The sequence below is a fragment of the Bacillus swezeyi genome, from assembly GCF_001969815.1.
Taxonomy (GTDB): domain Bacteria; phylum Bacillota; class Bacilli; order Bacillales; family Bacillaceae; genus Bacillus; species Bacillus swezeyi.
The window spans coordinates 570,897-583,790 of record NZ_MRBK01000006.1 but is presented as its reverse complement, the minus strand read 5'-3'; the positions used below and the strand labels follow the sequence as shown (position 1 = coordinate 583,790).

At 42.4% G+C, this 12,894-nt stretch carries 15 protein-coding genes, 1 tRNA gene and 2 pseudogenes; 8 read left to right on the top strand and 10 right to left on the bottom strand.

Features of this window, described 5'->3' with window-relative positions:
- The first annotated feature begins 247 nt into the window (after nt 1-247).
- Nucleotides 248-865, top strand: coding sequence for a beta-class carbonic anhydrase (locus BTA30_RS09090; RefSeq protein WP_192855990.1), 618 nt, complete (start codon nt 248-250; stop codon nt 863-865).
- A gap of 17 nt (nt 866-882) precedes the next feature.
- Entirely contained in the window at nt 883-2,502 is a 1,620-nt protein-coding gene (locus BTA30_RS09085; RefSeq protein ID WP_076760915.1) for a SulP family inorganic anion transporter, read from the top strand.
- A 43-nt stretch (nt 2,503-2,545) separates the two neighbouring features.
- Here the strand turns inward: BTA30_RS09085 and BTA30_RS09080 are convergent, their stop codons facing one another.
- On the bottom strand, nt 2,546-3,523 hold the full coding sequence (locus BTA30_RS09080) for an HD domain-containing protein (protein WP_076760914.1): 978 nt from the start codon (nt 3,521-3,523) through the stop codon (nt 2,546-2,548).
- Nucleotides 3,510-3,842, bottom strand: a complete 333-nt coding sequence (locus BTA30_RS09075; protein ID WP_076760913.1) for a MazG nucleotide pyrophosphohydrolase domain-containing protein — start codon at nt 3,840-3,842, stop codon at nt 3,510-3,512. Before BTA30_RS09075 ends, BTA30_RS09080 begins: the two co-directional genes overlap by 14 nt.
- A gap of 107 nt (nt 3,843-3,949) precedes the next feature.
- Between BTA30_RS09075 and BTA30_RS09070 the strand changes: the two genes are divergently transcribed.
- Nucleotides 3,950-4,525 (top strand): LOG family protein, encoded by a 576-nt coding sequence (locus BTA30_RS09070; RefSeq protein WP_076760912.1) that lies wholly within the window; start codon nt 3,950-3,952, stop codon nt 4,523-4,525.
- Between the two features lie 46 nt (nt 4,526-4,571).
- Nucleotides 4,572-5,177 (top strand): DJ-1/PfpI family protein, encoded by a 606-nt coding sequence (locus tag BTA30_RS09065; protein WP_076760911.1) that lies wholly within the window; start codon nt 4,572-4,574, stop codon nt 5,175-5,177.
- A 241-nt stretch (nt 5,178-5,418) separates the two neighbouring features.
- Here BTA30_RS09065 and clpP read toward each other — a convergent pair whose 3' ends face one another.
- Nucleotides 5,419-6,015, bottom strand: a complete 597-nt coding sequence (gene clpP / locus BTA30_RS09055; RefSeq protein ID WP_003185550.1) for an ATP-dependent Clp endopeptidase proteolytic subunit ClpP — start codon at nt 6,013-6,015, stop codon at nt 5,419-5,421.
- Between the two features lie 290 nt (nt 6,016-6,305).
- Here clpP and BTA30_RS09050 point away from each other — a divergent pair.
- Together BTA30_RS09050 and BTA30_RS23790 are read left to right on the top strand one after the other, a co-directional pair.
- Nucleotides 6,306-6,381: transfer RNA gene (locus BTA30_RS09050), tRNA-Arg, on the top strand.
- Between the two features lie 304 nt (nt 6,382-6,685).
- Nucleotides 6,686-6,775, top strand: a pseudogene (locus tag BTA30_RS23790) (peptidoglycan-binding domain-containing protein); the annotation flags it as partial.
- Between the two features lie 101 nt (nt 6,776-6,876).
- Here BTA30_RS23790 and BTA30_RS24320 read toward each other — a convergent pair.
- From BTA30_RS24320 to BTA30_RS23030, 3 genes and pseudogenes are all read right to left on the bottom strand, one after another.
- A complete protein-coding gene (locus BTA30_RS24320; protein WP_076760909.1) occupies nt 6,877-7,098 on the bottom strand; it encodes a DUF6007 family protein in 222 nt (73 codons plus the stop codon).
- A 23-nt stretch (nt 7,099-7,121) separates the two neighbouring features.
- Nucleotides 7,122-7,757, bottom strand: a complete 636-nt coding sequence (locus tag BTA30_RS09040) for a hypothetical protein (RefSeq protein ID WP_083697701.1) — start codon at nt 7,755-7,757, stop codon at nt 7,122-7,124.
- Nucleotides 7,758-7,894: 137 nt separating this feature from the next.
- A pseudogene (locus tag BTA30_RS23030) lies at nt 7,895-8,011 on the bottom strand (YolD-like family protein); the annotation flags it as partial.
- A 115-nt stretch (nt 8,012-8,126) separates the two neighbouring features.
- Between BTA30_RS23030 and BTA30_RS09035 the strand changes: the two are divergent.
- Nucleotides 8,127-8,348, top strand: a complete 222-nt coding sequence (locus BTA30_RS09035) for a LexA family protein (RefSeq protein WP_076760908.1) — start codon at nt 8,127-8,129, stop codon at nt 8,346-8,348.
- 39 nt (nt 8,349-8,387) lie between these two features.
- On the opposite strand, the gene BTA30_RS23365 is transcribed toward BTA30_RS09035, so the two are convergent.
- The gene (locus BTA30_RS23365) at nt 8,388-8,540 is read right to left on the bottom strand and encodes a hypothetical protein (RefSeq protein WP_164470225.1); all 153 of its coding nucleotides are present in this window, start codon (nt 8,538-8,540) and stop codon (nt 8,388-8,390) included.
- A gap of 221 nt (nt 8,541-8,761) precedes the next feature.
- Nucleotides 8,762-9,172: an SMI1/KNR4 family protein gene (locus tag BTA30_RS09030; protein WP_076760907.1), complete on the bottom strand. Its 411-nt coding sequence runs from the start codon at nt 9,170-9,172 to the stop codon at nt 8,762-8,764.
- Nucleotides 9,173-9,398: 226 nt separating this feature from the next.
- Between BTA30_RS09030 and BTA30_RS23360 the strand changes: the two genes are divergently transcribed.
- Entirely contained in the window at nt 9,399-9,551 is a 153-nt protein-coding gene (locus tag BTA30_RS23360; RefSeq protein ID WP_164470224.1) for a hypothetical protein, read from the top strand.
- Nucleotides 9,552-9,786: 235 nt separating this feature from the next.
- Here the strand turns inward: BTA30_RS23360 and BTA30_RS09025 are convergent, their stop codons facing one another.
- The gene (locus BTA30_RS09025; RefSeq protein ID WP_076760906.1) at nt 9,787-11,334 is read right to left on the bottom strand and encodes a glycoside hydrolase family 32 protein; all 1,548 of its coding nucleotides are present in this window, start codon (nt 11,332-11,334) and stop codon (nt 9,787-9,789) included.
- A 79-nt stretch (nt 11,335-11,413) separates the two neighbouring features.
- Entirely contained in the window at nt 11,414-12,862 is a 1,449-nt protein-coding gene (locus tag BTA30_RS09020; protein WP_076760905.1) for a glycoside hydrolase family 68 protein, read from the bottom strand.
- Nucleotides 12,863-12,894: the final 32 nt, after the last annotated feature.

Here is a 12,894-nt window from a genome sequence, read left to right as displayed (position 1 = left end):
GTTATTGAACTTTTTTTATTTATTTTAATACATGATTATGACTATAAATCCAAATATTTGATATCCTAATTCATTTCCAATTGTGTTTTTATAGGTGAAGAAAAGTGTAAATTTTATTATTTTAGAAAGATATAAAAAAGGATTTTTTTAAATTTTCAGTACATTTTCAGTGAATTTTTTGAATCAAATCCAAACGCGAAATCCATGTGCTATAATGCGTCTGTAACAATATCAAGTTCATATGACTATGAAAAGGAGTGAGAGAAAAATGGCTAATTTATCTTCCATTTTGAAGCACAATCAGTCTTTTGTAGAGGAAAAGGGGTACGAGTTTTACGAAACGACAAAATTTCCTGAGAAAAAACTTGTGATTTTGACATGTATGGACACTCGTTTGTTAGAGCTGCTTCATCATGCCATGGGTTTAAAAAATGGAGACGCAAAAATAATCAAGAATGCGGGGGCCGTTGTTTCTCATCCTTTTGGAAGCGTGATGCGCAGCATTCTTGTGGCCGTCTATGAACTGCAAGCAGAGGAAGTTTGTGTCATCGGCCATCATGAGTGCGGCATGGCGAGTCTAAACGCTTCATCTATCCTTCAAAAGGCCAAACAGCGGGGAGTGGAAGATGACTGCCTTGAACTGCTGACAAATTCCGGCATTGATTTGCATTCTTGGATGACGGGCTTTGACAGTGTTGAAGACAGTGTCAGCCACAGTGTCAAAATGGTGCGGAATCATCCGTTGATGCCGTCAGATGTTCCCGTGCATGGATTGGTGATCGATCCAAAGACCGGCCGTTTGGATGTTGTAGAAAATGGTTATTCTCAGGAAGATATTTCACTTCCGGAAATGGGATGGTCATGATGGGGAGGATTAGATGAATGCTACGTTTTTCAGGCAGATTTGAAGGGTATAATTTTAAACGGTTTCAAAAAGATATTGTTGCTGGGATGGTCGTAGGTATAGTCGCCATTCCGCTTGGCATGGCTTTTGCCATTGCGTCAGGTGTTAAGCCGGAGCACGGTCTTTATACCGTGATCGTCGCCGGTATTTTAATTTCTCTTCTTGGAGGATCAAAATACCAGATTGGCGGGCCTACTGGCGCCTTTGTGCCGATTTTGTTCGGAATCGTGCTGCAATATGGATTTGAAAATCTGCTAATTGCCGGCTTTATGGCTGGAGCGATATTGGTTATATTAGGGCTTTTCAAGCTCGGAAAAATAATAAAGTTTATTCCCCGTCCCGTCATTATCGGGTTTACGGCTGGGATAGCGGTGATCATTTTCACCGGAGAAATCGCAAAGTTTTTAGGTTTAAAAGATGTTGAGAAGCATGAAAGCTTCTATATGAATATGAGGGAGATCGTCATCAACTTAGATTCCCTCAGCTTTTACAGCATATTGACAGCTGTCGTATCACTCTTCTTCGTGCTGCTCACACCGAAGGTTTTGCCGAAAGTCCCTGGAGCACTGGCCGGTCTTTTAGTATCGACGGTAATGGCGGCCATGCTGTTTCCTGAACATGTGGTAACGATCGGCTCTGCATACGGAGAAATCCCGCGCAGTTTGCCAAGCTTTCAGTTTCCGGAATTGTCATTTGAAAAGATCGTGTACCTGCTTCCTCCGGCGCTGGCGATTGCAATGCTCGGAGGGGTTGAGTCATTGCTTTCCGCGATGGTGGCCGATAATATGAAAGGCACAAGGCATGACAGCAATAAAGAGCTGGTTGGACAAGGCATTGCAAACATGGCAGCGCCGCTGTTCGGCGGGATTCCGGCGACCGGCGCGATTGCCCGGACGGCGACAAACATTAAGACGGGCGCTGCTTCTCCTGTTTCAGGAGTCGTCCATGGCTTGTTTGTATTATTGGTTCTGCTGCTGTTTGCGCCATATGCTTCTCTTATTCCGCTTGCGAGCATGGCGCCGATTTTGATGATTGTCGCTTGGAATATGAGTGAGCGGAAAGAGTTCATTAATATTTTGAAAATTAAAAATTCAGACTCGGTCGTCCTTGTCGTCACCTTCCTCTTAACGGTATGGCAAGATCTTGTATTTGGCGTAGCCGCCGGGATTCTGCTGGCGATCATCACCTTTATCGCCAGAATGAGCCAATCGTTCCGGATTAAGAAAGATGCGTCAGAATCGATTGTTCAGGCGGCGGCTTCAGCGGAAGAAAAGAAATTTCACCGTTCAGTCAGCATCTATACTGTTGAAGGTCCGCTGTTCTTTGGTTCGTCAAATTCATTAGAGGATTCGATTTTGGATAAACAGCATCCGCCAAAACTATTAATTTTGATGATGAATAAAGTAGACTATATGGATTCTTCAGCAGAAGGCAGTCTGATGACGATTGTCAATCGTGTTCACCAGCAAAACGGCAAAGTCATGATCGTCGGCCTTCAGCCGCAGCCTCGCGAGCTGCTTCATAAAACCGGGCTGTTTCATAAGATTGGCAAAAAGCATTTTGTTGACAGGCCTGAGCAAATATTTGATGTGACGTAGCAAATGAAACCGCCAGTTTCGGGTACTCCGAAACTGGCGGTTTTTATTCGGCCGCTTTTACATATACTCCTTTTTTCATTGCGGCAACCGCCTGCTCTTTCATCAAGCGGACGTTTTCTGACAGGGCGGAGGCGGGAACTTTAGAGCCGTTAGCGACGACTTTTGGATCGATCCATCTTAACTTTAATGTTTTATGAATCGTGAAATCGTCTTTGTCTCCTGTTTTGATGCGCCGTTTCGCCGTGCTGAGTTTTTCAAGCTTGTCCCTAAAGGAGGTTCTTTGCTTCAAGATCGCAAGCAGTTCCCCGTCCGTTTTGAAAAAATCCTGTTTGCTGATCAAATCCGTATCAAGGGCCTCCCTCAGCATTTGGCTGAGTGTAAAGAGCGCATATACATTGAGGGGGTCCATAAAAAAATCAACGACTTCTTTATAATAAAGGCGAGCGAACCATTCAGCGTGTTCCGCGGAAGTGCAGCAAATTTCCCCTTCAAAAACGGTCAGCCCTGTCCGTAAAAATGACCTAATGTCCTCTTGATCTGCAAACCCGTATGCAAAGGAGTCGCGAAGCGTGTAATCGATGCGGTCTGCACATAAAGCCGGAGCGGGCTGTTCGAGCAATGTCCATTTTTGGACGTCATATAAAATATCTTCGCTGGTGAATCCATATGTATGAAGAATATCCGGTATATCAGAGTTTCTGACCCAGTTTTCAAAAACGCGCTCATGATAATCCTCATCTTCCATCTGAAACACATCGTCAGCAACATGTGAAAAGGCGGTGTGTGAGACATCATGAAGCAAGCCGGCTATTTGCTCCTTTAGGCTTCCGCCAAGCTTTCGAATCAAAAGCATGACGCCGGCGCTGTGTTCATAGCGGCTGATGTTCCATACAGGATGGACGAGAAAGCCCGCTCCGCCCTGGTGGATTGCTTTTAGCCGCTGAACGCTTCCTGAGCCGATTAAATCTCTTAAGACAGGTTCCAGATCAGCTTCTCCGTAAAGGCGGTCAACAATCTTCATGCTGACCCGCGAATCTTTCCGTCAATTTTTTGCGATGGGATTCCATTATTTCTTCCAAAGAAACGTTATAAATTTTAGCGAGCATGATCAAATTTCCCATGACATCGCCCATTTCTTCGACAAGCTCCTGTTTTAATTCAGACGCGGGCCGCTTCGCTTCGTCCGGACGGTCTCTCCCGATTTCATATGTCCTAACAGCCCTTGCCAGTTCACCTGTCTCCTCCATTAGAAAACCCATGCGGATGAAAGGTCCGTATTCGCTCCACCCTCTTTTTTGATAAAATGCTTTTGTCCATTGTTCCGCATTTGTTAACATCATAAAACACTCCCATTCGAAAAATTCTATTATATTATCTCACACGGAACAAACAATATATAGTACAATGTTAATTGTTTTAATCAATATATTGAGTTGGAGTGAACGGGATGAAAACGGTATGCGTATACTCAGGATCAAACATGGGAACGAATCCGGAATACAGAAAAAAAGCGGGGGAGCTTGGGGCTTATATTGCTGAAAAAGGGCTGAGTCTTGTATACGGAGGATCAAGAATGGGATTAATGGGCGTGATTGCGGATACCGTCCTGGAACATGGCGGAGAAGTCATCGGTGTGATGCCGAAAGGCCTTTTTAAAGGGGAAATTGTCCATCAACAATTGACAGAGCTGATTGAAGTGAGCGGCATGCATGAGCGCAAAGCGAAAATGAGCGAATTGGCCGATGGCTTTATCGCGATGCCGGGCGGATTCGGCACATTTGAAGAACTGTTTGAGGTGCTTTGCTGGGCGCAAATCGGCATCCACCAGAAACCGATTGGACTCTACAATGTGAACGGCTATTTTGACCCGCTTATGCAAATGCTGAAGTACAGCGTTCAAGAAGGCTTTTCAAACGACTCACACCTTCAGCTGATTCACGCTTCCGAAAGTCCTGATGAATTGATCGGGAAGATGAATGATTATCATTATCCGGTGTTAGAGAAAAAGTGGAAGGATTTATAAAGGGTTTTAATTGATTTGATTACATAAGGAACTGGGGGCAGAGCGGATGAAGAAGAAATGGAATGTCGGCTTGCTGCTGTTTGATGAGGTGGAAGTGCTTGACTTCGCCGGTCCGTTTGAAGTGTTTTCAGTGACTGCTGGAGCGGACGGCGGGGGAGATCGTCCGTTTGACGTCAAAACGGTTTCGGAGACGGGCAGACAAGTAGCGGCGCGTAACGGCCTTACCGTCATCCCTGATTATTCGATCGATAATGCTCCGCGTTTTGATATTTTAATCATTCCGGGCGGTTCCGGGGTGAGAAATCACGAGATTCATAATGAGAGGCTGATCAGCTGGATCAAAAAAGAGGCCGCTTCCGTGGAGCTCCTGCTATCCGTATGTACGGGAGCCCTCCTGTTGGCAGAAGCCGGCTTGCTGAACGGAAAAAGCGCGACGACGCATTGGGCGAGCTATGACAGGCTGGAGCAAGAATACCCTGAAGTACACGTGATTCGTGATGTGAAATTTGTTGATGAAGGAAACATCGTCACTTCAGGCGGAATTTCAGCGGGCATTAATATGTCTTTTCACATCGTAAAACGGCTCCTCGGAGAAAAAACAGCATGGCAAACGGCAAAGCGGATGGAATATGACAGCCCGTTTGGCCCATAAAAAAAGCTGCCGGAACACCCGGCAGCTCCAGCGTGTCGACAAACCCTCGCATTCGTTGTCAGGCCCTGCGCGTCGGTGCTCACGAATTCTAACATTCGCTCCGCTCCGATGCTCGCCCTTCCTAGACTGCAAAGGTTTTCAATCACGCTGAAAGGATGACAAAACCCTAAAACTTTAAACCGTTTTAGGATTTTGTCAACAATCTGAAGCTGCCGGAACATCCGGCAGCTCTTTTACCTGATTACTTCTGTGCATCGATATTGCGTGTCAGCACTTTATCAATCAAGCCGTATTCTTTTGCTTCTTCAGCTGTTTTGAAGTTGTCACGGTCAGTATCGCGCTCAATCACTTCAAGCGGCTGTCCTGTGCGCTCAGCAAGGATTTTGTTCAGCTTGTCGCGTAATGAAAGAATGCGTTTTGCCGCAATTTCAATTTCAGTCGCTTGACCTTGAGCTCCGCCCAGCGGTTGGTGAATCATGACTTCACTGTTTGGAAGGGCATAGCGTTTCCCTTTCTCGCCGGCTGCAAGAAGGAACGCACCCATAGATGCTGCCATTCCCGTACAAATCGTAGAGACTTGCGGCTTAATAAACTGCATTGTGTCATAAATCGCCATACCGGCTGTAATGGAGCCGCCGGGGCTGTTAATGTAAATGCTGATATCTTTTTCAGGATCTTCAGCTTCTAAGAATAAAAGCTGTGATACGATGGAGTTCGCAACATTGTCATCGATTGCTGATCCCAGCATAATGATCCGGTCTTTCAACAAGCGTGAGTAAATGTCATACGCTCTTTCCCCGCGATTCGTCTGTTCAATGACTGTAGGTATTAAATTCATAATGCTCCTCCTTCACCTTAAAAGGTAAGTATGTAGTTTAATCATACATTTTTGGTCAATAAAGGTCAAACAAAAAGCAGCCCTCAACAAAAGACATACTGGACTTTATTTTTCCCACTTTGAAATAAATTCAAACAATCCGGCAAAAATCCTTCAAGCAAATCGGGATTTCCTTGGAAGCACGGGTAGAGGGCGGAGCCATCCGGCAATGATTGTTAAAGATATTGTGATTGACTTCTTGCAGATAAGCCCTTATAATATAAATTGCTGACGTTAAAAAATAATATTATGCGCTCGTAGCTCAGTTGGATAGAGCGGTGGTTTCCGGTACCACGTCTGCCGGGGGTTCGAATCCCTCCGAGCGCGTCCTCAAGACAAGGGTTTGGCATTTGCTGCCCTTGTCTTTTTTGCTGTTTCTATACTTCGAACCAATCATTCAATTTATCTAAAATAAATTAATAAAAGTGATCCGCCGTATGGCAAACTCCTTCTTCATAAGCAATTCAATTGACAACGGGATATTCTCCGTCTTTCATATAACAGAAGTATTCGTCAATAACCGATCCAGCACACGAAACTTTTTAGGGTGGATACTCCGGACACTTTCAAGCAAAGAAAAAGAGGAAGGCCGTTAAAAGAACGACAATTAATCGAATCGGCTGAAGCGGTGATCAATGAGTTCCAACTGGTGCACATGATGTCTGCTGATGGCATTTACGGGCCAAAAACGAAAGCGAAAATTGAGGCACTATTGAAGTAACAAAAAGGGCAGGCGTTATGCCTGCTCTTTAACAAAAAGTGAACCAAAAACACTTTTTTATAACTCCTAAGCTTAAAAATTTCACCCTATACTTATGCTTTTTAATTAATGTTTTTTTTCTGGGAAATTTGTTTTCTTACAAAATTGTATACTGTAGCAAGACCTATTCCAGTGAGTATTACTATAAACAAGTTTAAAATAATACTCATAATGTTATTTACAGGGAGATAGAAGAATAAAAATGAAACTGGTATGAAAAAAACTAATTCCATAATGCTCATGTGTTTGAACACTTCGTATAAGCCATCTTTTTGTTTATTCATATCGATACCTTTCTATATCATGATCATGAGAATATTTTACAAGCAGCTTTTTTTCCACCATATTTCTCTACTAATGTTTGAAAAACATATCTACAAGCATTCCCCCCTACAAATCCTGTTGCAACTCCAAATGGTCCGGATACTATGGCTCCTGCAGCACCTGCTGCTATACTGGTACTTATGCAAGCCAAATAGCTTGAAAAGATACAAGCCCATTTTAGAGCTGCTCTGTTTGGTTTTTTTGCTATTGTAATTTTCTTTTCAAGTTCGCCATCTGAATTTGCAGTTTCTGATAATACTAGTTCCAACTCATTAGTATATAAGTTAAATAAAGTTTTTCCATCATTTAATTTCTTTTGAACACTTTGGAATTCAATTTTGTTGTTCATTATATAAAAATTCACGTAATTGTCACTTTCTTCGTCATAAAGATTGATTATACCTGTATCTTCATTTTTGAAAGAATAGGTTGAAGTAATGTTAGATCTCTTCAAGTTATATTTTGTTAAAGTTTCGTCTAGGTTTGTGATATGTTTAAGGGTTACTGGTTCTAAGCTTTCTAAATCGACTTCTTCATTATTACTCTCATTGAGATTTGAAGCTTTTACTTGGTTTGAAGAAATTCCAACTGAAACTAATAAAATAATAGACATTGTCACTAAAAAAACCCTCTTTAACATAAAAAAACCCCAATTTACAATATTTGTATAAATGATAACATAATAGGATCGAAAAGGCAAAGTGGATAAATTGGGGCAGCGTATTGCTGGAGAGTTGTTCATGTAAAGACTTACGCCGGTTGTTTATATATGGTATGGTTGTTTTCTAACTCTCGAAGCAGGCTGACGTGCTCCGGCAGCATCATGGCTGTCCATTTAATTGTTCCCCGATCTTTCAAGTTGTCAACTTTCATGGTGTTCATCTCCTTGAGATGATTATATACGAAAGTATGTTCCTGTTATCTAGAAAAAAGAAACAAGTGTTCGGTATAATTATCATAGGAAAAACAAACCAATGAGGGGGATACTATGAAAAGAACCGAACAAATATTAGAAGCTATAGACGAACTAACTAAACAAAAAGGTTTCCCGCCATCTGTTAGGGAAATAGGTGAAAGGGTTGGTTTAAAATCTTCAAGTACAACAAAAGGTCCTCTTGACCGATTGCGTAAAAAGGGGCTTGTTGATTGGGAAGAAGAAGATAAGCCGAGAACATTACATTTATTACGTAAAGAAACAGCCACTATTTAATGATTGGTGGCATTGTTGTTTTTAGAACACAAGTATAGACTACTTAAATAAATTCCTTAATAATTCATTAGTTGCTTTCCCGACAGTGCGGCGGGCTATACGCTTTCCGATCGTTCCATTTTTCACCGCGTTGACATCCCCAAAAATCTTGACCGACTTGTATAAAGCTGATCTGATTTTGTTGATACTCATTTTCCTTCGTCCCTTTTGTGTTGGTGATTTTATTATAACAAAATTCGATATACGGCTGTCCGTAATACAGGAAAATCCTCTGAAATTTTTTGCGCAAATTTCGCACAAGAATTATTGAAAATCCTTGTATAATAGTTTTTGCAGAGGTATATTATACGTCCTCCGAGCGCGTCCTCAAGACAAGGATTTGGCATTTGCCGTCCTTGTCTTTTTTGCTATTTCTATACTTCGAACCAATCATTTTCGATTGCATTTTCAATTTCATCTAAAATAAATTGATAAAAGTGATTTGCCGTATGGTAAACTCCTTCTTCATAAGCGCTCCAATTGACAACGGGGCATTCTCCGTCCTTCATGTTTTCTGTATCCAGGCAATAGCAGTACTCGTCAACATTCTGGATGATGACATATCCTTTTGGAATGTGAAAAGCCTTGAACGATTTGTGGTTCTCTAATATATCGTTACACCCGTTTAAATCAAGCTCATGACCATCGCCGCCAAACGTTTTTAAAAACCACCTGAAGCTTTTCGGAAATCTCACTTGGAGCTGTTTTTCGGTTCTCAGAATAACGTCTTCACTTTGCTTATCAAAAGTATGTTCACGCTGATGTTCTTTTAAAAGTTGCCTAATTTTTGTATGATTCCAATTCGATTCCTCATTTTATGTATTTTAAAAACTATTTTAACAGATTTCTATACCTTTTTAGTCTATTTTTACTAAATGTGTTGAGTCTTTGTTAAAAATATGAAAGCATAGAGTAGAAATGTTAATATTGACCCTTTTTGCGTTCGGCTCTCTAGGAGCATACATAATAGGAAAGTGATCAGTATTAAATACTAAGAGGAGCGAGATTTTTATGGGTAAAACATACACTTATTTTATTCCCTCAGGGTTACTGATTGGATTGGGCATCGGAATACTGTTCAGCCAGCCTGGGCCGGGGCTGCTGATAGGCCTTGGAACGGGACTGCTGCTGGCTGCCGTTGCATCGAAAGAAAGGAATAAATAGGAGAATCGGCAAGAATTAAAATGATCGGTTGAATAGGGAAGGCAAAGCTGTCTTCTTTTCTTTAGTCAATTACGCCCAATTCAACAAAGTTGTTGCAGCGCACTCAGATTGTAATTCATATATTTAAATCTTTTTCATCGTGCTCGTCAGTAGATGAAAAAGAAAAGGAAGCCTGTTTTTTCCGCAGCTGCAGGCTTATTATAAAAAACAGGTGTCTCAACAGACACCTGTTTCTCTATTCACGGACTGAACGAAAATGTTTAATCTTCAGATGTTCAAAGACGGCCGTCCCGTTTTCAGCAAAGAGTGTAATTCCCGTATCATTTAAATTCGGAAATGCGAGATTTGAATGTGCCGTTTGGCCGTCATCAATAAAGACTTCAATCGTATTTTTGTCTACGATGATCGTTAAATGAACCTTTTTTTGGCTGGGGTCAAAGGGCGCTTTGCTTTCAATGCAAGTGCGGGTGCTGTCGGGCTGTCCAGTGGACCCTCTATTGACATAAGAGTATCCGCCTTCAACAAAAATGCCTGCATCGATATGGCGCTTGCGATCTGCCGATTCCCTGAGCCTCAATCCCGTATTTGTGAGATCAGACCATGATATATCCGTCTCGAGCTGATAAGTATCTCCTTTGACATGAAGCGTTTTTGAACCATTCACCTTTATCTTTTCAAAGTCATCGGTTGAGGAGGTTAATTGATCCAATTGATCGATCGGCTGAGAGGCGAGACTGTACGTATCTTCGCCTTTATGTTTTAGTTGAATTTGACGGACGATTGAATCTGTTCCGTTAAAGCCTTCCTTCCATGTCGGCGTATGGTTTGAATAATCCCAGTTATTCATCCATGCCAAAGCATAGCGTTTGCCGTATGGATCGGCCTTCCTGCCATCCTCAAACGTTACGCCGGCATACCAGTCAAATCCGTAATCAAGCCACTGGGGTTCATCTTCGTCTGCAGTAAACTGATCGCCGTTGAAGCTGCCTGTCCAATAGGCATAAGTATTCGGTTTGCCGATCCCTTTGCCATTGGCGCTTGTGCCGAGAACCCATTTATATGCTCCGTCATCCGTCCGCATCATAAAAAGATCCGGACATTCGACAATGCCGATATTTTGCGTTTGAAATTCCCCTGTATAGCGCCATTCCTTTAGATTTTGAGATTCATAAAAGCCGATTTTTGTTCCTTCCGCCAGTACCATCACCCATTTATCATCCTGTTCATCCCAAATCACTTTCGGATCTCTGAAATCCGCCGTTCCCGGATTGGGCAAGACCGGCTCATCGCTGTAAGGCTTAAATGTTTTTCCGCCGTTTTTGCTGTACCATAAAAATTGTTCTTCTTTCCCGTCATTAGCCGATGGCTGGGTCAGAATCGCTACGATCGCCCCTTTGCCGAAGCCGGCTGTGTTTTGCGAATCGACAACGACCGACCCGGACCATGGATCACCGTTTTTGTTTGTATATTTCGGTATGGCAACGCCTTTATCTTTCCAGTGCACGAGATCATCTGATACCGCGTGGCGCCACTCTGTTCCATTGCCGTCCGGGTAGTCACGGTTATAGAGATAATAATAATGATATTCTCCATTAAAATATACAGGCTTCTGAGGGTCATTTTTCCATTTGTCAGGTGTTGTCAAATGGAATGCCGCCCGATATTCCGGCATGACTGGGGATTCTCCCTTTTTTTCCGTCTGCCGGGCTGTAAGCAATATCACCATGAATATCCCTAGACAAACGATTAAAATGCCTATTCGCTTATATACTGTCTTCTCCAAGCAAATTCCCCGCTTTATTCTCTTAGATGACATACGAAAAGAAAATGCCGATGTTCACCGGCATTTTCCTTTTTGAGATTTATTCATTCACCGTTAGTTGACCTTGTTCAAGAATGCTGTTTTTGACAACGGATGTTTTTGATCCTTTGACCTTCAGCAAAAAGCTTGGCGCAAACGTAGCGTGATGCTCGTTCGAAATACCTCTGTTTGTGATATAGCTTGTGATGACGACTTTATTGCCTTTTTCTTGCGGTACGGCAAAGTGTGAATAAGTAAATGTGATGTCATTGTAATCTTGATCCATGTGCAAAACGAGTCCGGATTTGTTTAAAGGCTTGAATGGTCCGGTTAGTGAACCTGATACATAACCGAGCATATAAATGTCCTTTGAACCGATGCCGTCGATCGTCATTTTTGATCCCCTTGAATCTGTGAACAGATACCATTTGCCATTCATTTTAAATAGATTGGCGCGTTCGATTTCATCTGTTACCGTATTGGAGGTAATCAATGGCTTCATGGCTTTTTTCAATGTGTAATCATCATTTAATTCAATGATTCCTAGTGCGCCGTTAGCTAAAGAAGCATTCTTTTTATTCTCTCCTTGCAGCAGCTTGCTGCTTTCTTGCCTGAAGAATTTTTTGCTTTTGCCATAGTAAGCTCTGTTATATAGAGAATCTTCTCCTTGATAGCCGGTTTTTGTTCCTGTATTGGCTTCAAAAACGAGATATTTATGGCCGCGGTCTTCAACATAATGAGGGTCTCTCAGCGTATGGTTGTCGCCTGAGCTGTAGTTTCCTTCGTCAATAAATTGCTGAACGTTTTGGTACACTGTACCGTCCGCACCGTCAAAAACGGATTTGTAGTCTTCCACACCTTCAATTTTGAGAGTGTCGGAATTCGGCTGAGAAAAATTCACTTGCGCCGTTGTCAAAGTTTGTTTGCCGTATTGCGTGCCAGAGAAAGCCGTGTAAAACAACCGGACTTTTCCGTCTGTGGTTAGTGTTGCAGAACCTGACCATTCCTGAGTTTGATGTTTAAGGTACGGATCGTTGGGAACGAATTTATCGCTGTTCTTAAACACTCTGCCGGCATTTTTCCAGCTGTCGATTGATGTATCGCCTTTCTTTTGATAGAACAAGTAAATGGATGTGTCATCGACGTCTTTCGGGTCACCCGCCAAAGCGAAAACAAGGTGATAGCCGTTGTATGTAGCGACAGTCCCATCGGCATTTTGCAGCGGCCAGCTGTCCCACACATCTAAATCGATCAGCTTTCCTGAACTGTCATAACCTTTTGCTGAAGGGATGTTTTGGATGGTTTTTGCATCGAATTGAGGAACTTTAAATTGTTCACTCTTTTGCTGCTCAGGAATTTTCAGCATGTCATGTCTTGTAATGTGGGAAAATCCGTAGCTTTTTTTGTAATCTTTCGTCTCTTTTGCAAAGGCTTGTGACGCGCCTCCTGCCAGTAGAGCTGTTGCAACGGTAAAGGCTGTCGCTTTTTTGGCAATGTTTTTGATGTTCATCGAAATTCCTCCCTTTTTTCATTTCATCATCG

Excerpts from the sequence above, each read along its gene's own strand:
- BTA30_RS09070 (WP_076760912.1), top strand. The coding sequence starts at position 3,950 with ATGAAAACGGTATGCGTATACTCAGGATCAAACATGGGAACGAATCCG.
- BTA30_RS09035 (WP_076760908.1), top strand. The coding sequence starts at position 8,127 with ATGAAAAGAACCGAACAAATATTAGAAGCTATAGACGAACTAACTAAA.
- BTA30_RS09085 (WP_076760915.1), top strand. The coding sequence starts at position 883 with ATGCTACGTTTTTCAGGCAGATTTGAAGGGTATAATTTTAAACGGTTT.
- BTA30_RS09080 (WP_076760914.1), bottom strand. The coding sequence starts at position 3,523 with ATGAAGATTGTTGACCGCCTTTACGGAGAAGCTGATCTGGAACCTGTC.
- BTA30_RS09090 (WP_192855990.1), top strand. The coding sequence starts at position 248 with ATGAAAAGGAGTGAGAGAAAAATGGCTAATTTATCTTCCATTTTGAAG.
- BTA30_RS23365 (WP_164470225.1), bottom strand. The coding sequence starts at position 8,540 with ATGAGTATCAACAAAATCAGATCAGCTTTATACAAGTCGGTCAAGATT.
- BTA30_RS09020 (WP_076760905.1), bottom strand. The coding sequence starts at position 12,862 with ATGAACATCAAAAACATTGCCAAAAAAGCGACAGCCTTTACCGTTGCA.
- BTA30_RS23360 (WP_164470224.1), top strand. The coding sequence starts at position 9,399 with ATGGGTAAAACATACACTTATTTTATTCCCTCAGGGTTACTGATTGGA.
- BTA30_RS24320 (WP_076760909.1), bottom strand. The coding sequence starts at position 7,098 with ATGAATAAACAAAAAGATGGCTTATACGAAGTGTTCAAACACATGAGC.
- clpP (WP_003185550.1), bottom strand. The coding sequence starts at position 6,015 with ATGAATTTAATACCTACAGTCATTGAACAGACGAATCGCGGGGAAAGA.
- BTA30_RS09065 (WP_076760911.1), top strand. The coding sequence starts at position 4,572 with ATGAAGAAGAAATGGAATGTCGGCTTGCTGCTGTTTGATGAGGTGGAA.
- BTA30_RS09075 (WP_076760913.1), bottom strand. The coding sequence starts at position 3,842 with ATGATGTTAACAAATGCGGAACAATGGACAAAAGCATTTTATCAAAAA.